Source organism: Moraxella sp. RCAD0137 (assembly GCF_002894025.1).
In the GTDB taxonomy this organism is placed as follows: Bacteria; Pseudomonadota; Gammaproteobacteria; order Pseudomonadales; family Moraxellaceae; genus Moraxella; species Moraxella porci.
Map to the genome: position 1 here is coordinate 410,712 of NZ_LTCC01000001.1, position 22,066 is coordinate 432,777.

Consider the following 22,066-nt stretch of genomic DNA (forward strand, 5'->3'; position numbering starts at 1 on the left):
CAATGCCATTATTGATTAAGACTTGGCAAATAACTCATTCATCCATGCACCAATCGCTTTGATTTGTGCAAGGCAGACTTGATGCGCCATCGGATAGGTGTGATGAGTTGGGTTTAGCCCCAAGTTTTGTAGTGTTTCTTTGGCTTTTACGCCCAGTACCGGCGATACGATGTCATCAAAGTCGCCATGATCGATTTTGACGGCGATGTCTTGGTTGATGCCGACGCTTGGTACTTCGCTGGCTGTCGCAAAATAAGTCGATAAAGCCAGTAGCCCGCCAAGCTTACGAGTATTGGTCAAGACAGTGTGATATGCCACCGCACCCCCTTGTGAGAAGCCTGCAATGATGATGTTTTGGCTTGGTATGCCTGCGCTGATTTGTTCATCGATCAGCTCATTGATGGCAGCGGCTGATGCAGCGATCTGGGTAACATCGACCTTGCGATCAAGTGTCATCTCAAGGATGTCATACCATGCTGGCATGATGTAGCCCCCATTGATTGTCACTGGTATCTGAGGCGCATGCGGAAAAATAAAGCGCACACCCACATCATCTGACAAGCCAAGCTCAGGTACGATTGGCTCAAAATCATGGCCACTTGCCCCAAGGCCATGCAGCCAAATGACAGCATGAGTGATGGGCAGCTGTTTGGGGTTGTGTTCGGTGATGACGGTCTTTAGCATGATAAATCCTTAGGTTTAAAATTAACCCAATCTTACGCGCAATACACCAAAAATGCAAGCAAGCCATTGCCATGCCATCACCAAGCCCCAAAAAATAACTTTGTAAAATATCGTAACCCATCCCCCATTTATCGACATCGTTTTGTATAATAAGCGATATTTACCAACTCAAAGGATCATTCTATGCAATGGCGTGGACGCAGACAAAGCAGCAATATCGAAGACAGACGCGGCGGCGGTGGCAAAAAAGTCGGCGGTGTCAGTATCATCGGCTTAATCATCGCCTTCGTTCTATGGCAAGTCTTTGGCATCAGCCCAGAGACGACGATGGGCGTAACCCAACAAATTCAGACCCAGACCCAGTCCTCTGCCCCTGCGACCGAGACTGCCGATATGGCCGAGTCTCGTGAATTTGTCGCGACAGTGCTTGCTGATACCGAAGATGTTTGGACGCCGATTTTTGCACAGGCAGGTCAGCGTTATCAGCCGCCAAGCCTGGTGCTGTTTACTGGTGCAGTGCAGTCAGCGTGCGGCTCTGCGACTTCTGCCAGTGGGCCATTTTATTGCCCTGCCGATCAAAAAGTGTATTTGGACACACAGTTTTTCCGTGATATGCGTACGCAAATGAACATCGGCGGTGAACAAAATAGCACTGAGCTGACACGCACCGACCAAGCAGGCGACTTTGCTCAAGCTTATGTCATCGCCCATGAAGTCGGCCATCATGTACAGACTTTGCTAGGTATCTCACAACAAGTCCGCCAAGCCCAAGCACAAGCCAGCACCGCTGCCGCCAATAACCTATCCGTCCGCCAAGAGCTACAAGCCGACTGCTTCGCTGGCATGTGGGCGCGCCACAACCACGAACGTACGCAGTTTTTGCAGCCAGGTGACATCGAAGAAGCACTGGATGCCGCCGAAAAAATCGGTGATGATTATCTACAACGCCAAGCGCGCGGCCATGCCGTGCCTGATAGCTTTACACATGGCACGAGCGCTCAGCGCAAACGCTGGTTCTATCACGGCTTTGAGACAGGTGATGTGAATCAATGCGATACTTTCGCCACGCGTGAACTTTGATCGCACTACCGCCACAGCCTGATTTACGGCGGATTTGTTGAATCATGATCAAATATTGGGGTACAATGGCGTATCCCAATTTTTTTAAGGATACTTCATGACCACCTTACCAAATGAGCTCATCGCCCTACTCACCCAGTATCTCACCGAACGCACCGCACAGCCGATCACCATCGATGCTGATGTGCTTGCCTATCGCTGGGTGGGCGGTCTGCATGGCAAGCTTTTGCCGATTGATGTCAGCTTCGGGGGTGATTTGGCAGACCTACTGGGTATTGATGTCCAAAAAGACAAGCTGATTACCAATACTGAGCAGTTTTTGCAGGGTTTACCTGCCAATCATGTGCTGATGACGGGCGCTCGTGGTGCGGGTAAATCATCGCTGATTCGTGCTCTACTCAAGGCTTATCACACCCAAGGGCTTCGCATCATCGAAGTGGCACGAGATGAGTTATTGCACCTAGACACCATCCGCCATGCCATCAAAACCGCTGCCGAGAGTGGCAATACCAACCGCTACATCATCTACTGTGATGACTTGGCTTTCAACGCCCAAGATGAGAATTATCGCACCCTAAAAAGCGTACTCGATGGCGCACTCGGCAGCGAACAAAATAACCTACTCGTCTATGCCACCAGTAACCGCCGTCATCTGCTACCACAACTGATGAAAGACAATGTCAACATTTATAATGGTCAAACCGATGAAGTCAATCCTTATGAGACCATCGACGAGACAGTGTCGCTATCAGACCGCTTTGGGATTTGGCTGTCGTTTTATCCGATGAATCAAGTACTGTATCTGGACATCGTCAAGCATCTACTTGCCAAGCATGGTATCAGCTATGATGACACCATCGAAGCTGAAGCGCTCAAATGGGCAAGCACTCGGGGCGGCCGCTCGGGGCGTGTGGCGTATCAATTTAGCCAACATTGGGTAGGGATGACTGGGCTAAACCAAAGATGGATGACTGATATATGACAGTTGCACCGCCATTTTTTCTGATATTTGTTCTGCTGTTGGTGATGGGTATCAGCGTCTTATTGGCGATTGTCGTTGATGTTCGACTGCTTTTGCGTATCAAAAAAACCAAATCACACGGTGATCATTATCAGATAACTCGAGCCGAAAAGCTGTGGCTGATGATTGCAAATATACCGGCTCTGCTGTGTTTGATTGGTTATGGCATCATCGATTATCAGGGTTATCAATCAGAGCAGCGAGATCAAATTCAAGACTTATATCGTTATGCAACCTTGAGCAGTGAGAAGCCTTATGGTGCCATCACCCTGCCGATCGGCACTCATGTAAAATATGATGTGCCTTATGGCGGTGATGTCCAAAATAACGCCAATGCCAAAATTCTATCAGCCAAATTGCCCGCACCCATGCTCATCAATGGCATATCGGTCATCTATATCAATACAAGATGGCAAATCACTGTCATCAATACCGAACCATTTACACCAAGCGAACTGTTTGTAGATGCCTACGATCGCAGTGATTATGATACCATTACCTGCCCTGCATATTCATGGGTAAGATTTGATATCGGCTTTGAGCAAGCACAGAAAAATCAAGGTACACTGACTTTAGATGGTTGGAAATTTAAAGATTGTAACAAGCCCTATGATTTTGTGGATAAAGACAGTTATGTCGCCGTGCCTTATTGGAAAGATGGCAAATTGATAAGAAATTGGTAAAAAAACCGCCACCGAATGACAGTGGCGGTTTGGTGTAATGGCAGAAAATTAATCTACTTTTTGTAGCATCTTTTTCAACATCGGTGAAATCAGCAAAAATACCACGCCTGCACCAATACCCAGATAAATCATCATATAATAATAATCAATCGGGTTGGCTTCATTAAAATATTCACCAAATAAAATCCCACCAAAAGTCATACCAATCGACAATGCCAAAAAGTTCAATGCCACCATCTGCGTCTTAAAAAAGTCAGGGGCAATCTTGGTCGCAAATGACAGTGAAATCGGTGAAATCAGCAGCTCCGCCACTGTCATCGCCGCCAGCGAAAACAGATATACCAAAATTGGCATCGCATCGCCTGATTTGAGATAAGGCAAATAAAAGGCAAAGGTGATGGCAGTAATCAGCAGTGATAAGCTGAATTTGACTGGCGTGCTCGGTGATTTATTGCCAAGATGTGTCCACAGTGCCGACATCACGCCAGCCAAGGCAATCACCCAAAAGCTTTGCATCGATGGCTGCCAACCCACAGGAAATTCAAAGCCGCCCAGCATACGATCAACTTGGGTATCAAAAAACACCACAAGCAAAGTATAGTTTTGGAAAAATAACGCCCAAAACACACAGATGCACACAAACAGCGGAATGTATGCCAAAATGTGGCGTTTTTGGTCACCAGTGACACGACTGTCGCTCAATAGTCGAATAAAATAAATCGTCGCAATGACAATCACCGCACCAAACAGCATCATCTTAAAGTTTGACAATGTCAACACATCGGAAACCACTAGTGCCGAAACAGCCACCACACCAATCACAAGACCAATCAGCGCTTTGGTCTTATCCGATGCAGTCAGTTGATTTGGCGGGGTTTTTTGACCCAAATCCTTACGCCCAAAGCTATACAGCACCAAGCCCAATGCCATGCCGACAGCCGCCGCACCAAAGCCATAGTGAAAGCCGACACGACTTTGTAGATAGCCGACCAGTAGTGGGCCCAATAGACCGCCGATATTAATCGCAATATAAAAAATCGAAAAACCAGCATCACGCAGCGAACGGTATTTTTCATTTTCATACAATGAACCAACCATCGCACTCACTGGTGCCTTGACACCACCAGAACCCAATGCTACGAACACCAAGCCCAAAATCAAGCCCTGCAGCCCTGGCACAATCGCAAGCAAAATATGACCAATCATGATCACGATGCCTGAATAAAATAGCGTTCGCTCTGCACCAAGTACCCGATCGGCAAACCAACCACCAATCAGCGTTGATAAATACACGCTACCACTATAAGCACCCACGATACCGCCTGCGACGCCTTTATCAATACCCAAGCCACCTTCGGTCAGCGAGTAGTACAGATAAATCATCAAAATTGCTTGCATACCGTAGTATGAGAACCGCTCCCACAGCTCTAGATGAAACAGACTGCCAAGCTGTTTGGGATGTCCAAAAAACTGCTTTTCTTGCATAAAAATCCTTAATGCAGTGCTCGTACTTGGGCTTTATTCATCAGCAAATCGGTTGATGGGATATAGGTATGATTGATTGATGGTTATGAAAAATTCACATCCTGATCAATCAACAATCCAAACACCACAACGATACCACTCATTTGACTCATCACGCCCAAGTACCAATAAGATTAAGCCAAACTTAATCCACCAAACTTGCAATTATATCGCAAATGAGAATAATTGTGAAATAAATTCCACCAGCCAATAAATCAGCCAAGTTTGAACACCTTGCTCAAGACTACATCAAGGCTACATCATGGATACAGTACCCTCTTTTGTGGCGGTACTCACCACTATCAAATCACTTGCCAATATCAATTTACCCTCATAACTAGATTCAGCCTCATGGCGTATATGCCCCATGTTTGGCGTACTATCATCAGGGTCGTCAAACAGCATAAACCGCGCACTAAAATGCGTCAGCACAAGACAAGGCACGCCTGCATCACGAGCAAACTTAGCCACCATCTTGGCGCTTGAATGCTTGGGGTCAAACACCCCTTTGGCAAGTATCTTATCCATCACTGCCTGCGTATAGGTTGCTTCATGCACCAGCATCACGGCACCTTTGACGGCATCAGTCAGCAGGCTTGGTGTATCATTATCACCTGCGATGACGATTTTTTGGGAAGTTTCGTTCAGGTGTAGATAATCTGCCACCAGCACGGTGCGTCCATCAATGCTAAGACTTGGCGTATCAGATTTTAAAATACTGCCCCAGTGGCGTGTGGCAATATGATCAAGCGAGAGTTTGTCGGTATTTAGCTTTTTTTGGCGGTGGATTTGGGTCAGTCCAAACCCAAAACTATCACAGCGGTGGCTAAGTGGGTGAATATCGATTTCTAAGGATAATTCATCAGACAACTCAAGCACAAGCCCTGTATCTAGCACACTATGAATATCAATAAAATCAATCTCATAGCTCAAATTCATCTCAGTTAGGCGGATGAATGCATCCAAAAGCTCCCCCAAAGCAGGCGGTGCGATGATCGGCAAGCTTGTGGTGCGGCCATGCATGGCAAGACTTGCCAATAAACCCATCAAGCCATAACAATGATCACCATGCATATGAGTAATCAAAATCGCTTGTAGCATACTAGGCTTATGTGGCGTGCGTAGTAGCTGATGCTGTGTGGCTTCACCACAGTCGATGAGTATCCACGGTGTTGATTTGCCCGTCTGATGGCTTTTGGCAAGTAGCGATACCGCAAGTCCAGAGACATTGCGACGCAAAGTTGGTACACCGCTTGATGTGCCCAAAAATGTCAATTCAAACATATATTTACTCTTTATTTTCGGTGATGAGATAGCGTACAATAACTGCTGTTATTTTGCATCATTTTTCTTTTGTGCATTTTTTGGAATCTTATGACAAAGTCCGCTGTCGCCATCTGGTCACTGGTCGCCATCGCTGCGACGATTCTACTCATCACCACTGGCATTCGCTTGTCATTAGGCTTATTCATTCAGCCGATTACCGCTGAGACGACGGTCAATATCGTACAAATCAGCTTTGCCTTGGCGATGACACAGCTGATGTGGGGTGTATCACAGCCAATCACAGGGGCGATTGCCGATCGCTTCGGCGCAAGGTGGGTGCTATTTATTGGTACGCTGGTATTGATGCTCGGCTGTGCTTTGGTGCCGCATCTATTGTCCGCTTGGGGGCTGACTTTGACTTTGGGCGTGCTGATTGCCTTTGGTGCAGGTGCAGGCAGTTTCTCGGTACTCATGGGACAAGTCGCCAATCAAGTACCTGAGTACGCTCGGGGTACGGCATCTGGCATCATCAATGCCGGCTCAAGCTTTGGGCAGTTTTTATTCGCACCGATGCTACAGCTACTCATCAGCTTGCCACTCATCGGCTGGTCAAAGGCATTTTATGTTTTGGCAGCCATCAGTCTGCTGTGCTTGCCTTTGGCATGGTATCTGACACGCCATCAATCAGCACCCAAAGCCATCATGCCCACTGAACCGACACAGACGCTCTCACAGGCTGTCAAGTCTGCCATGACTGATCGCAATTATCTATTAATTCACTTGGCATTTTTTACCTGTGGTTTTCATATCGCCTTTTTGGTGACGCATCTACCAACCGAAGTGACACTGGCGGGGCTTAGCTCATCAGTGGCATCATGATCGTTGGCATTGATTGGGCTATCTAATGTCGTGGGCAGTCTGTTTGTCGGATGGTCGGTGGGTCATTGGCGGTGTAAATATATCTTGTTTTGGATGTATTTAAGCCGTGTGATTTTGGTGGCGATTTATTTGATGGCACCGCAGACTCCGATAACTTTTTATATCTTTGCCATCGGTCTTGGCCTGACTTGGCTTGCGACCGTGCCACCGACTGCAGGGGCGATTGGCAAGCTGTTTGGCGTGCGATATTTGGCGACTTTGTTTGGTCTTACCTTGCTTAGCCATCAAATCGGCGGTTTTCTTGGGGCGTATTTTGGCGGACTTGCCATTGACAGCTTTGGCAATTATGCCTATATGTGGTATGCTGACATGGCTTTGGCATTTTTGGCGGCGGTGAGTAATTTACCCATCAAAGAACCCAAAGTTGTGCGTACTACCACCGCTTAAATGAACGATATCATGACCATTCAATTATTCATCTTCTTTGCCATCAGCACCCTACTGGTCTCTGCCACCCCAGGCTCAAATATGCTGTTCGCCTTTCAATGCGGTCTCAACCACGGATTGCGTCGTACACTGTGGGCGATGGCAGGTCTGATGCTTGGACTGATGATATTGCTTGGTGCATCACTGTTTGGCCTAAGCATCATCAGCCGATACCCTATGGTATTGGACAGCGTCAAGGTTTTGGGTGCGATATATTTATGCTATCTTGGCGTGCAGTCATGGCGAAGTGATGGCGGCAGTTTTGGCAGTGATATCGAAGCGAACGGCTCGCACTGGGCATTGTTTCGCACAGGCATTTGGGTATCGTTATCCAATCCCAAAGCGATCTTGTTTTTTGCGGCATTTTTCCCAAAATTCATCAACTTCTCAGCACCACTACTGCCTCAATATGTGATTTTAGTGATTGGCTTTTATGTCATTGAGACCTTTTGGCAGTTTATGTATGCCATCAGCGGTCAAAAGCTTGCCAACTGGCTGGGACAAGGCAACCGCTTATTATGGCTCAATCGCTTATGCGGTGCGGTATTTATCGCCATTGCCGCAGCGCTTATTTGAGAAGTTGTGGCATAAAAAAGCCTGCACATACTCATGCAGGCTTCATATTTTATCAAATCGAACAAGTGCTATATTCAGCACCAAACCCATTTGACATGGTAATTCCAGTATATTCATTATTAAAATTACTAAAATCTTTAGTGATAAAATAATCTCTCATAATACCACCACCGGCCGTCCCTGCCGTATCACCCATTTCAAAGACATACAATGGCTCATACCCTGCTTTTTTCCAAACATAAAATTTTTGATAAAGATGAATAAAATCATCTAATTCTTCAGGAATCGTGCAGTTTGATTTAACTTCTTTAAGTTCTTTTTTGTCAAATAACTGGTTAATTTTATAAACATCCTTGCCATTTTCACTTTCACGATACAATTGAGATGAAGAAATATGAATCATCTCAGGCATTGAGCGACTACCATACGCTGTCAGAGTTCCGTATTTAGAGATACTGCCAGTAATTTCATACATACCGCTATAATTTTTTTTGGGTGTTTTGTTTTGCCATTTGACTTTTGGGGTTTTCGCCAAATTCGCCCAAGTCCAGTTTTGATTTTTCTTAAGCGCAAAATGATTAACCTGCGCTGCATATTTTGGTGCCGCCATCGCCATCATTGGCAATGTACACAACGCTACCGTACATATCAGCTTTTTCATCTCTATCCTCCATAACAAAAGCCTAACTTAATTATATCAAGCTAGGCTTTTGTTTGTAAATCTGTTTTTATAAATTTAAAACAGATAATTAAGCTGCGTCAAAGTTTTCTTGAGCTTTGTCCCAGTTAACCACGCTCCAGAATGCTTTGATGTAGTCTGGGCGTTTGTTTTGGTATTTTAGGTAGTAGGCATGCTCCCACACATCCAAACCAATGATCGGCGTACCTTCGCAGCCTGCAACTGCTTTACCCATCAATGGGCTGTCTTGGTTAGCCGTTGAAACGACAGCAAGCTTATCGCCTTGCTTAACTAGCCATGCCCAGCCTGAACCAAAACGCGTTTGAGCTGCTTTTTCAAACTCTTCTTTGAATGCGTCTACCGAACCAAAATCACGCTCGATGGCTTCTTTTAGTGAGCCGCCAAGTTCAGTGCCAGTTTTTAGGATTGTCCAAAATAGGCTATGGTTGGCATGACCGCCTGCGTTGTTGCGTACAGCAGTTTGCTTATCGCTTGGGATTTTGTCTAGGTTTGCGATCACTTCTTCGGCTGACTTGTCCGCCCACTCAGTGCCTTCTAGCGCAGCGTTAGCATTATTGACATACGCTTGATGGTGCTTTGAGTGGTGGATTTCCATGGTTTCTTTGTCAAAATGTGGCTCTAGTGCATCGTAGCTGTAGCCTAGCTCAGGTAGAGTAAATGCCATTGCGGTATTCCTTCTTTGTTGATTGTTGATAAATTTGCGAACATTGCCAAATGCCTTGTCCGTACTTTCACTATATAGCCATTAGATGACAATTTCAAGAAAAAACTGCAAAAAAGCCAAAAGAACTTCATCATCCGCTGTCGGATTGATGACGGATATGTCATGCTAAGTGATGAGTTTTTGTGATCAAATAATTGATTTTATTGTATTTTTTAAATTTTATTTGGCTTGATTTTGGCTTTTTTCGTGATATAATTTTTCATTTTATCATGCCGACATCCACCAGACGCCCCCTTGACCATATCGCCATCAGTACGATGGTGGTATGCTGTTTGTTTCTTGGATTGAGCAATGTCGCCATCAAGCTTAGCCACCACGAAATCTCGCCAGTGATGCAGCTGTCGATGCGTTCGCTGTTTGGTTTGCTGATTTTGCTTGGCTTTATGGTGTATCAAAAAGAACTGCGGTTCAATCCCAAGCAAATCAAGCTTGGGCTATTTGTCGGTGCATTGTTCGCCTTTGAGTCACTTTTGGCAGGCGAGTCGCTACGCTATACCAGTGCATCTCGCAGTGTGGTGTTCTTATATACATCGCCCCTATTTTCGGCGTTGTTTTTGCATTTTTTGGTCAAAGATGAGCGGCTATCTTGGGTGCAGTGGCTTGGCATGGGGCTTGCTTTTGGTGGGATTGCGGTGGCGTTTTTGCTGTCATCACAGGCGGATGGCTCGCTACTGGGTGATGGCTTGGCACTGGCGGCGGGCTTGTCGTGGGGCTTGACGACGGTGATTATCCGTATGACAAGCCTAGGTACACTGCCTGCCAAACAGGTGCTTGCCTATCAGCTGTTTGCCATTGGCGTGCTACTGTGGCTATATGCGATAGCGACCGATCAAGCGGTGATGAATTGGCAAACTGCCAGCGTGCTTAGCGTCGGATTTCAAGCGGTGTTTGTGGCGTTTTTGGCGACAGTGGCATGGTTTTGGCTATTGACTCGCTATCGCTCAGCAGATATTGGGGCATTGATTTTGATGACACCAATTTTTGGGGTGGTGCTGGGCGCGTGGATTTTGGGCGATGAGATGACCACAAGCTTTATCATCGGAGCGGTGATGGTGCTGGTTGGGATTGTATTGGTGGGCAAGCGGTCAAAGGCTAAAGTAGAGCGTGATTAAATGAATAACAAATTAATAACATCCAAGCCAAATATGTACGCCGATATCCAGCCAAGTCTAGGCGCTGCTGGCTATCAGATAGGCATGGATTTTAATCAATTTTTTCAGGCAATCTCTGGTAATTTTATTTTTCAAAGAACCGATATCGACTTATCTTTGATAAAGAAAGATATTTGGGTGGTGGAATTTTTCTCCAGTGAATATTATCCTGACAGAAAGTTTGCATCTTGGAATAATTCAGTCATATTGATTTTTGACAATAATACACTGTCGAGCATCACACTAAAAAATGAATACAAAGGCAAATTCTTAAACAAAATCGGCATTGGCGACAAGGTAGATTTATTACTTGATCAATTTTATCTGCATTTTTATTGCGAAGAGCATATCTTGGCATTTAAATCAGAAAACAGACAAGTGATTGAGAAATATTTATTTGATAATGATTTATATGATTTAGATATTGACAACGACTATGACATCATGGGTATTATTGACGATATTGACAATCTTAAATACCTTCAAGACATCAGCTTTAGAACAAATTATTTAACACAATATTCTATCGAATCTTCAGATCAATATATTGAAGAGTTTTATGTATTTTAAAAATATTTCAGAATAATTTACTTTACCAAAACGACAATATTAAAGTAGAATATTTAAAAAACGCCAATAGTAATCAGCTTAGAACCACCCAAGCATGATGGACAAATCAACTGGGTAAAGCAAAACCAGATCTGCTATAATAACATATTTTCATCATCGATCACTCATCATGTCACAAATCCAAACTCTGGTAAATCTTATCCATCATTATCAGTCACTGCCTCATCATCGCGATGCATCTATGCGCCAAGCACTTGGCCAGATCCAAGCATGGCAACGCGATCGCATTCATCGTACGCATCGGGCGTTGTTTGATGATCCTAAGACTGCACCACTGGCCAACTATTTGATCCATCGCATTTATGACTACAGCACTTTTGATGCCATCGCAAGCCAGCTACTCACCGCAGGACAAAACGCCCTAAACGGCTCAGGCAAGCTTGAAAAACTGGTGCCAAAAAATGCACTTGCCACAGGACTATTGAGCATCCGTGCTGCCATCACAGCCATTGAGCTGGATCTGGCCTTGGCTGAGCATTATTTGGCTCACCATTTTGATGCCATCATCGATGAGGCATTGATGATTCAGATGTATCAAGCGGTCAATGCCAAAGACCAACGCATCGCTCAGATTCATCAGGTCGGTGAAGTCTGCCAAGCTTGCTATCAAAGCTTCAATTCTTATTTATTATACCAAGCATTCAAACTTGCCAAATCAACCGCGCATGCCAATGGCTATCAGCCTTTGTATGATTTTATTCACGATGGCCTTATGGCGATTCGTGCCATCGATCACATTGAGCGCTTCAGCCAACCATTTACCCGTGCCGAGCTTGCGGTTATTCATGATATCCATAATGGTATGGGTATAGACGGCGACCTCAAGGGCATTTGATGAGTTTTGCGACGACTTGTAAAATTTATCAAAAGATCAGTAAATTCTCCCAATTCACCTGAAAAATAGTGTATCATTAAAGGTTGAAATTTTATTCAAAATTAGGCTTACAATCATGAGCGAAAACCACAACGACACCCAATTTAGCAACCCAAACATCCTACCGACTGGCACACCGCAAGGTCAAAGCGAACTACAACGCCCACAAGGCAGTGAGCCTGTCAGTGAAGAGACCACGCATTTTGGCTATCAAACCGTGCGTAAATCAGAAAAACAAGCCAAAGTCGCCGAAGTGTTCACTTCTGTAGCTCGCAAGTATGATGTGATGAATGACTTGATGAGCTTTGGCATTCATCGCCTGTGGAAACGCTTTGCCATCAGTCTGACAGGTGTGCGTAGCGGTCAGCACGTACTTGATATCGCTGGTGGTACAGGGGATCTTGCCAAGGTATTTAGCCGTGAAGTGGGTCGCTCAGGACGAGTGGTGCTGTCCGATATCAACGAAGCGATGTTGGAAGTAGGTCGCACTCGCCTGATCAATGCCGGCTGCAATAATGTCGATTTTGTCCTTGCCAATGCTGAGACACTTGAGCCATTTGCGGATAATTCGTTTGATCTAGTGACCATCAGCTTTGGCCTGCGTAATGTCACGGACAAAGACAAAGCCCTTGCTGCCATGCACCGTGTGCTAAAACCAGGCGGACGCCTATTGGTACTTGAATTTAGTAAGCCTGTGTTTGAACCACTGTCCAAAGCATACGATTTGTACTCATTCACCGCCCTACCAATCATGGGTAAGCTGGTCGCAGGCGATGCCGAAAGCTATCAATATCTGGCTGAATCTATCCGTATGCATCCTGACCAAGCCACACTCAAAGGCATGATGGAAAATGCAGGCTTTGTCAACTGCGATTATCACAACCTAACCGGCGGTATCGTCGCTGTGCATCGTGGCTTTAAGGCACGCTGATGAGTATGCTTGGTGTACTGACCCTAGCGATGTGCGAAAAGCTACTCAACAGCGTCATCGCCACAGATAACTATACCCAAGAAGGGTTGTCTGCCCTATCAGGCAAAACTTTACGCATCAATATGCATGCGCCTGCCATCAGCATTGATGTGCTGTTTGGCGATGGGCGTGTGCGATTTGAGCCTGTTGCGTCAGCGATTTTTGAGCCACAAGGCGGTATCAGCACGATGCCTGATTGCACCTTGAGTGTGGATAATTTGGCGCATCTGTTAAGCCTGATCCAACATCCTGTGGGCAATCTGCCAATCCGTGGCGATCATCAGGTACTCTTACAAGCCAAGTCCTTATTTGAAGGCTTTGAGCCAGATATCTGGTATCAGCTTGAACAAATCATCGGCACCGATGCCACAAGCCATCTGTATCTACTTGGCAAAGAAATCAGCCCTGTGCTATCGCCGATTGGTGAGTTGATCAAGCAATCAGCCACGCAGCTATTATCACCACGCACGCCATCGGCACGCAGTATCGATGATGAATTATTGGACTTACAAATCCAAGATAAAAAGCAAGAATTACTTCGCTTACAAGCAGATATCGAACGCAGTCAAGCACGCCTAGCACAGCTTCAAAGCTCGCTTGATGACCAAACCAACGCCTAATTTGACAGATCGCCATGCTCATCACTCATCGCAAACGCCTATTGACACTGTATCGTATCGCTGCCAAATATCGGCTCGATACGCACTTTGCTGATGTGCCTGAACTTGCGCCCATCGCTCGACTGATTCGCTTGCATCCTGCATCAGTTGGCAAATCTCATCAAGCACTTGGTGTAAAACTGGCACTCGAAGAGATGGGGACGCTGTTTTTAAAGCTTGGTCAGCTGCTCTCTACTCGTTCGGACCTGTTACCGCCTGAGATTATCGCTCAGCTGGCACTACTACAAGATAAAGTTGCCCCTTTTGATGTCACCACCGCCAAATCAGTCATTGAAGATGGCAAATTTGGCTTGGGTCAGCCGATTGATACGCTGTTTGCTCGCTTTGATGATGTGCCATTGGCTGCTGCCAGTATTGCACAGGTACATACCGCCGCACTGCCTGATGGCCGTGAAGTGGTGGTCAAAGTGGTGCGTCCTGATATTCGTGATGGCATCATTGATGACTTTGAGTTACTGCGGCAGATGGCATCATGGGCATCCGCTCGCATCGAAGCAGCTCGAGCCATTCATCTGATTGATATCGTCGAAGACTATCGCCAAATCATGCTCAATGAGCTGGATTTGACACTCGAAGCCGCCAACAGCACCAAGATGCGTCATAATTTCACCGGCTCACGACTCATCTATGTGCCACAAGTCTATGCTGCCGCCAAGCAAGTGATGGTCGCTGAGCGTGTGTTTGGCGTGCCGATCTCACACACCCAAGTCTTTGATCAGCTCAATTATGACCGTGCAACCCTTGCCGAAAAAGGCTTGACCATCTTTTTTACCCAAGTCTTTCGAGATAACTTTTTCCATGCGGATATGCACCCTGGCAATATCTTTGTGGAGACCATGCCTGATGGTAGCGGTGTCGCTGAGCCACGCTATATCGGGCTTGACTGCGCCATCATGGGTGAGCTGTCCAAAGCAGATCAGCTGATTGTCGCTCGCCTGCTACTGTCGGTGATGAATGGCAATTATACCGCACTCGTCGATATCATCGCTGCCGCTGGCTGGATACCGCCATCTGCCGATAAGCACGCCTTGATCCGTGATATGAGCCGTACGGTCAGCCCCATGGTGACCAAGCCCATTGATGAGATTGACTTTGTCGGTGTGCTGTTTGAGATTTTATCTATCGCACGACGCCATCGCATGAGTATCCCGCCACAGCTGATGCTACTACTCAAGACTTTGGTGCATGTCGAAGGGCTTGGGCGTGAGCTGTATCCTGAGCTCGACATTTGGTCACTTGCCAAGCCGATTTTGACCGCTTGGGTCAAAGATCAGCTTGACCCTGTCAAAAACTTACAAGACATCAAAAGCGAGCTGCCCGAGATTTTATTATCCACCACCGATTTGCCCAAGCTACTTAGCCAAAGCATCCAAAGCCTAGCCACACTTGGTGCCAGTCAAGACACCACCATCCGTGAGCTACAAGCCATGCGTGCCGATATACTCAATGAGCGACGCCATGACTGGATTGCAGGCGGTGGCTTTGTGCTGATGATGGCGTTGGCGTGGTGGTCGGCAGCTGCGATTCATTTGTATCTTGCCCCTGTGTTTTTTGTGCTTGCCATTGGCTTTGTCATTTGGCGAGTGTTGCTATAAGCTTATCCAAGTTATCAAAGGAAGTTCATCCAATGACACATCCATTATGGGAACATATCCGCATTGCGCCCGATTTCCCAAAATCAGGCATCGAATTTTATGACATCACCCCACTTCTGAACGGTCATCATGACAAGCTCATCGATGCCATGATTGCCGCTGTGCCTGCTGATGTGATGGCTGAGACGGATGCCATCGTCGGTATCGAGTCGCGTGGCTTTGTGCTAGCAAGCCTGCTCGCTGTTCACCTAAACAAAAAACTCATCTTAGTACGCAAAGCAGGCAAACTACCGCCACCTGTGCACGCCCAAAGCTATGGGCTAGAATACGGGCAAGACACCCTAGAAATCAGCGCCGAGCTTGAGCCTGCCAAAGTGCTGATCATCGATGATGTGCTTGCCACCGGTGGCACGCTCACCGCTGCTCATTCGTTGTGTGTCAAGGCGAACCTAACACCGCTTGGCTCATTGGTACTGCTTGATTTGCCGGCATTGCATGGGGAGTTGGGGCTAACCTATTGGACTGTGCTTGAAAAATAACCCCACCAAAAAGCGTCTGCAACTGTGCAAACGCTTTTTTTAGTGTATCATTATTAAAAGATGGTAATGCAAGTGCGTAGGGTGCAAACCGTGCACCATTGATTGAATGAAATTTGATGGTGCGTGGTACGCACCCTACTGCTAACTAATAAATGCTGTGTCATCAAAAAAAGCTTTTCTAAAGCCAAAACCTTTTAACCCTGCATCAACTACTCGCTGTTTAAATTGTTCTGTGACATAGATGATTGCTGGATTGTCAGGTAAGACAAACATTAAATTATCGCCAATTTCCTCTTCTCTAAAAACCCATTCTCGAATCAAATCAAAATAACCATATTTTTCATGATCTTCAAACTCATTAACTGTTCCAACAGACTGCTCACGGTCGATACAATCAATCACAGTATGAACGACGACCATATAATAAGGTTCATCAGGTCTATCTTCTAATATCACAGGATATAAAGTTGCGTGCTTTTCCCAGACATCTGATAGCAGTTCGGCTGTTTTTTGATTAATAAGAGAATGCAAACCTGCGTTTATGCAATCAGTTACTTTTTTAAGTTTTTTTCTGCCATTAAGATATTGTACAAGTGTTGGCGTAGTCCACTGCTCAAGTGGTGGCAATGGCTTTCCAAGCACAGGACTATCCCACAGTATACACTCACGATCTTGCTCCGTTTTACCACCATACTCAGCATATTCCATGCTTGAATTTAACCATAAGTAAACCATAATATCTCCTATCGTGTTGAGCGATTGTTTAAGGGGGTGAATTTGTTTTCTAATAATTGATCTCTGATTATTTGGCAATTTGATATATGATAAACCAACACCACCCCCACCCACAAAAAAAAGCGTTTGCACGATACAGTTGCAAACGCTTATCAGCCATCAGTGCTTAAACTTCACCACTTGCTCGGCATTTGGGTAATGATGGTCATGCTCGACATCACACTCTTCACCAATGGTATTGCCCTGCTTATCTTTGGGCTTATGGATGTAGCCTGTGCGTTCGGTGACGGGCAGATACTCATGTTCCCACACCATCACCGCTTGCATACAGGTGGTGCGTTGTGCATCGGTGAGTTTTTCGCCATTTTCCCAGCGACCAATCTCAATGGCGGTGCGGAATTTTTCGACGATTTCGGGGGTTAGGCTGTCTAGGATATCTTGTTTGTTCATTGTAGGATTCCTTATGTACGCTTGGCTGTCGTTGGGTTATTTATCTAGGGCAAATTCTTCGCTGTATAAGTTCCAGTTCAGCTTGGTGCGACACGCTTCATAAAAACTATAACTGTCAGGGTGCAGCAGCAGTAAGGTCTTGTCATGCTTGGCAATCAGTAGCGTCTGGTCATTCTCAAGTGGTGCTGATGCCTTGCCATCTGCGCCCACCATCGGCTGCGTGCGGTTGTCCTTGTGGATATTGATGGCAATCTGACAGCTACCTGCCACCACCAAAGGACGGCTAGACAGCGTATGCGGATGCATCGGCACCAAGCAAATCGCATCGAGCGTCGGATGGATAATCGGCCCACCTGCTGAGAGTGCATAGGCTGTCGAGCCAGTTGGCGTTGCCACGATTAGCCCATCAGCGTGCTGACGATAGACATCATGCTGATTAATTTTTAGTTTAAAATCAATGGTATGCACTGATTTTCCTGCGTGTAGTACGATGTCATTGAGCGCCACATCTTCATGGATGACTTCATCGGTTGGATTGCCTTGTTCGTCATTTTGGACGATGCGAAATTTTAACAAAAACCGCTCAACCAACCAATATTGCCCATCGAGTACCTGACCGACTTTTTCGGTCAGCTCATCAGGATTGACATCCGCCAAAAAGCCCAATCGACCACGATTGATGCCCAATACAGGCACATCTGTCCCTGCCATCACGGACGCTGCTTGGAGCATCGAGCCATCACCGCCGACGACGATGACCAGATCACAATGCTCGCCCATCTTTTGGCGTGGCACGATTTTTAGGCGAACGCCATCAATCTGATCAAAATCAATCGACATACCCTCGATGGCAGCGGTCTCAGTATCGATGATGATGGACAAATCACGCCCTTTGAGCAAGGTGATCAGCTCATTGAGCGTCTCAACGATACTTGCTTTGCCTGCACGCCCCATGACACCGATACGGCGAAACGGCGGGCGTTTTGGGTGATTGTTAATAAAATTTGACATGAAATGACACTTAGCGACAAATTAAAGGTGTATGATACCCAAATTCGCCCATCAACACAATAAAACTCACGCTTTGGGCATAAAATTTATACCATCTTGACAAATGCCCTTGCATTTTGTATTGTTAAACACATATATAGCTTTCAATACATTGAATAAATTGGTAATTAAAACTCGTTAAGGAACTTGATTTTATGGCAAATCCGATCATCAGTCGCACTACACTCATGACCAGCAGTGTCGCCATGCGAACCCAAGGCGTCGTCGCCAAAAGTGCATTTTTATTAAGCTTGGCTGCCGTGTCAGGCTTTGGCGTGTTCTTTTATGGCTTGGCAACCGCCCTATCATCAGGCATTCTGTATGCCATGGCAATCGTTGCGGTATTTGCCGGTATGGGACTGGGTTTGGCAAGCTCATTTAAGCCACATCTAGCCAAGTCGCTTGCCATACCTTATGCACTGACCGAAGGCGTGCTGTTAGGTGCGTTTAGCTTGATCATGTATCGGATGTACCCAAGCGTGCCACTGTCTGCTTTGTCAGCGACTTTCATCACCGCCGCTGTGATGCTGACACTGTATGTCACAGGCATGGTCAAGGTCACCGAAAAATTCCGCTCTATCATCACTTCAGCCATCATTGCCATCGGTATCTTGTACCTTGTACAGCTTGGCTTTAGATTGTTTGGCTCAAGCCTGCCACTACTATTTGATGGTGGCTTGGTGGCGATTGGCTTTAGCGTGTTTGTCACTTTGATTGCGTCATTTAGCCTATTACTAGACTTTGATAATGTCGAAAAAGGCGTACAATATGGCGTCGCTCGCGAGTACGAATGGGTATTTAGTATCGGTATTTTATCAACGCTGGTATGGATGTACATTGAGTTCTTGCGTTTGATCGGCTATCTACAAAGCGAATAATGATAAAAACGCTTAAATATAAAAACGCTTGTCTGATGGCAAGCGTTTTTTGATGCTTATGCGCGCTTAATCCGCATGGCATTGGCGACCACAGCTAGACTTGATAGACTCATGCCGATGGCAGCCAGCCAAGGCGGTACATAGCCAAAGGCGGCAGGCAGTAGCACGGATGAATTATAAATCAATGCCCAACGCAGGTTTTGGCGGATGATGGCTTGACTCTTAATGGACAGTCCGATGGCACGGTCGATCGCCAATAGCTTACCACCTAGCAGTACGCTATCGCTTGAGACTTGGGCAAGGTCTGCAGCACCTGCGATGGATGTCGAGACATTGGCGGCAGCTAGTACGGGCGCATCATTGATGCCATCGCCGACCATCAGCACAGTTTCGCCATTGGTTTGTAGTCGCTTGATATGATTGACTTTATCTTCAGGGCTAAGTCCATAGTAAGCTTCGCCGATACCCAAGTCGGTAGCGACTGCAAGTGCATTTGGGTTCGGGTCGCCTGTCAGCATCAATGGCGTGATGCCACGAGCTTTTAGCCCATCAATCATCGCTTTGGCATCGGCTCGCAGCGAATCATTAAAATAAAAACGCGCCACAATTTGCCAAGCATCACCCTGCCATCTTGACATCAACACCGACATATTGGCTTGATACTCGCTTAAGTTTTCGGCAAATTGCCCCAGAGATGAGCTATCAGCATCAATGGCAGAATCACTGACAAAACGCAGATGCCCGATGCGATAACGCACGCCATCCATCACCCCTTCGATACCACCTGCGGTATGATGCACGACATCCGTCACGACAGGCAGATGCAAACCATGCGCCGCCGTCAACAATGCCTTTGCCACAGGATGACGACTGCCAATCTCAAGCGCCGCTGCTTTGGCAAGTAGTTCAGCCTTGTCAGCATCGCTAACCACCGCCAATAAATTCGCCTGCCCTGTCGTCAGCGTCCCTGTCTTATCAAACGCCACTTGTGTCACCGTCGAGAGCGTCTGTACCGTATGCCCTCGTGTGGTCAAAAAACCAAAACTTGCCAAGCGGTTGGTCGCCACTGTCAAAGCAATCGGCGTCGCCAGTGACAATGCACACGGACAAGTCGCCACCAGTACCGCCACCGTCGCCCACAGTGCTTCATGTTTATCAATAAACCACCACACAGCGAACACCAGCAGTGACAGCACCAACACTCGTGCGACGAACCAGCGTGCCATGCGGTCGGCATCTTGGGCGATTTTGGGTTTTTCGCTCATCGCTCGGTTCATCAAACGGTCAATGAGCGCGATTTGGCTATTATCCACATCGGCAGTAACCAGCATCACAAAGGGCTGTGAGTCATTTTGAGCACCGCCCACCATCGCATCACCACGAGTCTTGACAATCAAATCACTCTCGCCAGTCAATAGACTCTGTGACACGGTCGCCGTCTCGGATAATAGCACCCCATCCGCGACAATCTGACTGCCTGCATCGATGGCGATGACATCCCCCACTTTGACGCTTTGGGCAAGGATTTTGTCCGTATCATCAAGCGCAGATTTGGATAAACTTTGTCCGACATCCTGCCACCATGACTCGATAACGGATGCATCCAAAGCACCTGCCTGCATTTGTGTGATGAGCGGACTGTTTTCGTCCAATCGCTTGACCAAAGTCGGCTCAATCACCACCAAATCCGATGCCATGTTTGATGCTTTTAGGCGAGCATTTTGTTCGATAAATCGCCCAGCAAGCAAAAAGAAAATAAACATCGCCACTGAGTCAAAATAAGTCTCACCACCGCCGATGACGGTGGCATACAGACTTGCGGTAAACGTGGTAATCAGTGCAATCGACACTGGCACATCCATGTTGACTTGACGAGCTTTGATAGCATAAAATGCCGATACAAAAAACGGCACAGCCGCATAAAAAAACACTGGAATACTGACAAATAATGAGACATAACGCAAAAAATCTCGATGCTCAATCAGCATCCCGCTATACTCGCCAAAATACATCCCAATAGAGAACATCATCGCCTGCATCGCCCCAAGCGCAGCAATCCCTAGGCGAATGAGCATTTTTTTGTTTTGGCGTTTGAGCATCGCTTCGTGCGTGTCTTGGCGATACGGCTTGGCATCATAACCCACCGAATGCACTGCCTTTAAGATCTCACTGATGGGTAAGATGGTATCATCCCAATTCACCCGCATCCGCTGCTGAGTCAAATTGACTTGACAATCCTTGACCCCCGCCATCGAACGCAGACGCGTCTCGATCAGCCAAGTACACGCTGAGCATTTGAGATTGGCGACGGATAATTCAGCCGTGCTACCGCCATTTTCGGCATAGACGAACTGCCCTTTGATATCCGCATGATCATAAGCACTAAAATTGATGGCATCAGGTAGGCTTGCCGTTGGACTGATCTCACGGCGATCCAGATAATATTGGCTAAGATTGGCTTCAACGATACTTTGGCTCGCCAGCTGACAACCCAAGCAGCACATCGCCCTTGGCCGTTCAAATATCACAGTATAAAACGGCTCTTTGGGCAGCACTTCACCACAGTGAAAACAGCTACCCTCAGGCGGCAAAATCAAGCTTTGTTCTAGGGTGTCAGTATCGGTCTGATAATCAGTCGAACTCTTTACGGTCATGATGGGTCATCAAATGGTGGTAAATAAGATATTATAGCACATTCGCCATACAAGTTATCCCAAATCAAACCATGCTTTTATACACCAAACCATATCTATTTTTTATTAAGCCCTCAATTTTTGATGACATTTAATATTTCCAACAAAAATCCTACAATCAAGCAAATCTTAGCCAATTTTCTACGCGGATTTGGCTTGAAAATTGAACAAATTTGGGCGATAGTATGACTTTTGATT

General features: G+C 46.4%; 23 protein-coding genes. 14 read left to right on the top strand and 9 right to left on the bottom strand.

The window, feature by feature from the left end; genetic code table 11:
* Window positions 1–15: 15 nt before the first annotated feature.
* The gene (locus AZ602_RS01805; protein WP_103033425.1) at window positions 16–684 is read right to left on the bottom strand and encodes an alpha/beta hydrolase; all 669 of its coding nucleotides are present in this window, start codon (window positions 682–684) and stop codon (window positions 16–18) included.
* Window positions 685–867: 183 nt separating this feature from the next.
* Between AZ602_RS01805 and AZ602_RS01810 the strand changes: the two genes are divergently transcribed.
* The 3 genes from AZ602_RS01810 to AZ602_RS01820 all read left to right on the top strand — a co-directional run bounded on the left by AZ602_RS01810 (window position 868) and on the right by AZ602_RS01820 (window position 3,468).
* Window positions 868–1,764 carry a neutral zinc metallopeptidase gene (locus AZ602_RS01810; RefSeq protein WP_103033426.1) on the top strand — a complete coding sequence of 299 codons (897 nt, stop codon included), beginning with the start codon at window positions 868–870 and terminating at the stop codon, window positions 1,762–1,764.
* A 97-nt stretch (window positions 1,765–1,861) separates the two neighbouring features.
* The gene (locus AZ602_RS01815; protein WP_103033427.1) at window positions 1,862–2,746 is read left to right on the top strand and encodes an ATP-binding protein; all 885 of its coding nucleotides are present in this window, start codon (window positions 1,862–1,864) and stop codon (window positions 2,744–2,746) included.
* Window positions 2,743–3,468 carry a hypothetical protein gene (locus tag AZ602_RS01820; RefSeq protein WP_103033428.1) on the top strand — a complete coding sequence of 242 codons (726 nt, stop codon included), beginning with the start codon at window positions 2,743–2,745 and terminating at the stop codon, window positions 3,466–3,468. The genes AZ602_RS01815 and AZ602_RS01820 overlap by 4 nt, the downstream gene beginning before the upstream one ends.
* Window positions 3,469–3,516: 48 nt before the next feature.
* Here the strand turns inward: AZ602_RS01820 and AZ602_RS01825 are convergent, their stop codons facing one another.
* Together AZ602_RS01825 and AZ602_RS01830 are read right to left on the bottom strand one after the other, a co-directional pair.
* Window positions 3,517–4,953 (bottom strand): peptide MFS transporter, encoded by a 1,437-nt coding sequence (locus AZ602_RS01825; protein WP_103033429.1) that lies wholly within the window; start codon window positions 4,951–4,953, stop codon window positions 3,517–3,519.
* Between the two features lie 294 nt (window positions 4,954–5,247).
* Window positions 5,248–6,276, bottom strand: a complete 1,029-nt coding sequence (locus tag AZ602_RS01830) for a ribonuclease Z (protein WP_103033430.1) — start codon at window positions 6,274–6,276, stop codon at window positions 5,248–5,250.
* Between the two features lie 90 nt (window positions 6,277–6,366).
* On the opposite strand from AZ602_RS01830, the gene AZ602_RS10255 reads away from it, so the two are divergent.
* From AZ602_RS10255 to AZ602_RS01840, 3 genes are read left to right on the top strand one after another with little or no spacing between them, the layout of a single operon-like run.
* Complete coding sequence (locus AZ602_RS10255) at window positions 6,367–7,137, top strand: MFS transporter (protein ID WP_199174062.1); 771 nt, start codon at window positions 6,367–6,369, stop codon at window positions 7,135–7,137.
* Between the two features lie 3 nt (window positions 7,138–7,140).
* The gene (locus tag AZ602_RS10260) at window positions 7,141–7,584 is read left to right on the top strand and encodes a hypothetical protein (protein ID WP_199174063.1); all 444 of its coding nucleotides are present in this window, start codon (window positions 7,141–7,143) and stop codon (window positions 7,582–7,584) included.
* A 12-nt stretch (window positions 7,585–7,596) separates the two neighbouring features.
* Window positions 7,597–8,199: a LysE family translocator gene (locus AZ602_RS01840; RefSeq protein ID WP_103033548.1), complete on the top strand. Its 603-nt coding sequence runs from the start codon at window positions 7,597–7,599 to the stop codon at window positions 8,197–8,199.
* A 52-nt stretch (window positions 8,200–8,251) separates the two neighbouring features.
* Here AZ602_RS01840 and AZ602_RS01845 read toward each other — a convergent pair whose 3' ends face one another.
* Complete coding sequence (locus AZ602_RS01845) at window positions 8,252–8,860, bottom strand: hypothetical protein (RefSeq protein WP_103033431.1); 609 nt, start codon at window positions 8,858–8,860, stop codon at window positions 8,252–8,254.
* 88 nt (window positions 8,861–8,948) lie between these two features.
* Window positions 8,949–9,563 (bottom strand): superoxide dismutase [Mn], encoded by a 615-nt coding sequence (gene sodA, locus AZ602_RS01850; RefSeq protein ID WP_103033432.1) that lies wholly within the window; start codon window positions 9,561–9,563, stop codon window positions 8,949–8,951.
* Between the two features lie 269 nt (window positions 9,564–9,832).
* Here sodA and AZ602_RS01855 point away from each other — a divergent pair, with 269 nt between their 5' ends.
* The 7 genes from AZ602_RS01855 to AZ602_RS01885 all read left to right on the top strand — a co-directional run bounded on the left by AZ602_RS01855 (window position 9,833) and on the right by AZ602_RS01885 (window position 16,062).
* Entirely contained in the window at window positions 9,833–10,735 is a 903-nt protein-coding gene (locus tag AZ602_RS01855; protein ID WP_146025211.1) for a DMT family transporter, read from the top strand.
* Entirely contained in the window at window positions 10,736–11,344 is a 609-nt protein-coding gene (locus AZ602_RS01860; protein WP_103033434.1) for a hypothetical protein, read from the top strand.
* 169 nt (window positions 11,345–11,513) lie between these two features.
* Complete coding sequence (locus AZ602_RS01865; RefSeq protein WP_103033435.1) at window positions 11,514–12,239, top strand: hypothetical protein; 726 nt, start codon at window positions 11,514–11,516, stop codon at window positions 12,237–12,239.
* Between the two features lie 115 nt (window positions 12,240–12,354).
* Window positions 12,355–13,209, top strand: coding sequence for a bifunctional demethylmenaquinone methyltransferase/2-methoxy-6-polyprenyl-1,4-benzoquinol methylase UbiE (ubiE, locus tag AZ602_RS01870; protein ID WP_078316823.1), 855 nt, complete (start codon window positions 12,355–12,357; stop codon window positions 13,207–13,209).
* Window positions 13,209–13,868, top strand: a complete 660-nt coding sequence (locus tag AZ602_RS01875) for a hypothetical protein (RefSeq protein ID WP_227525139.1) — start codon at window positions 13,209–13,211, stop codon at window positions 13,866–13,868. The genes ubiE and AZ602_RS01875 overlap by 1 nt, the downstream gene beginning before the upstream one ends.
* Window positions 13,869–13,882: 14 nt before the next feature.
* Window positions 13,883–15,523 carry an AarF/ABC1/UbiB kinase family protein gene (locus AZ602_RS01880; protein ID WP_103033436.1) on the top strand — a complete coding sequence of 547 codons (1,641 nt, stop codon included), beginning with the start codon at window positions 13,883–13,885 and terminating at the stop codon, window positions 15,521–15,523.
* 32 nt (window positions 15,524–15,555) lie between these two features.
* A complete protein-coding gene (locus tag AZ602_RS01885) occupies window positions 15,556–16,062 on the top strand; it encodes an adenine phosphoribosyltransferase (protein WP_103033437.1) in 507 nt (168 codons plus the stop codon).
* Window positions 16,063–16,203: 141 nt separating this feature from the next.
* Here the strand turns inward: AZ602_RS01885 and AZ602_RS01890 are convergent, their stop codons facing one another.
* Genes AZ602_RS01890 through AZ602_RS01900 form a run of 3 tightly spaced genes read right to left on the bottom strand, consistent with a single transcriptional unit; the run spans window position 16,204 to window position 18,258 of the window.
* A complete protein-coding gene (locus AZ602_RS01890) occupies window positions 16,204–16,929 on the bottom strand; it encodes an imm11 family protein (RefSeq protein ID WP_199174064.1) in 726 nt (241 codons plus the stop codon).
* Between the two features lie 27 nt (window positions 16,930–16,956).
* Window positions 16,957–17,247 (bottom strand): YeaC family protein, encoded by a 291-nt coding sequence (locus tag AZ602_RS01895; RefSeq protein WP_078253378.1) that lies wholly within the window; start codon window positions 17,245–17,247, stop codon window positions 16,957–16,959.
* Window positions 17,248–17,283: 36 nt separating this feature from the next.
* Window positions 17,284–18,258: an NAD(+) kinase gene (locus tag AZ602_RS01900; RefSeq protein WP_103033439.1), complete on the bottom strand. Its 975-nt coding sequence runs from the start codon at window positions 18,256–18,258 to the stop codon at window positions 17,284–17,286.
* 194 nt (window positions 18,259–18,452) lie between these two features.
* On the opposite strand from AZ602_RS01900, the gene AZ602_RS01905 reads away from it, so the two are divergent.
* The gene (locus tag AZ602_RS01905) at window positions 18,453–19,175 is read left to right on the top strand and encodes a Bax inhibitor-1/YccA family protein (protein WP_103033440.1); all 723 of its coding nucleotides are present in this window, start codon (window positions 18,453–18,455) and stop codon (window positions 19,173–19,175) included.
* Window positions 19,176–19,231: 56 nt separating this feature from the next.
* Here the strand turns inward: AZ602_RS01905 and AZ602_RS01910 are convergent, their stop codons facing one another.
* Window positions 19,232–21,829, bottom strand: a complete 2,598-nt coding sequence (locus tag AZ602_RS01910) for a heavy metal translocating P-type ATPase (RefSeq protein WP_103033441.1) — start codon at window positions 21,827–21,829, stop codon at window positions 19,232–19,234.
* Window positions 21,830–22,066 lie beyond the last annotated feature (237 nt).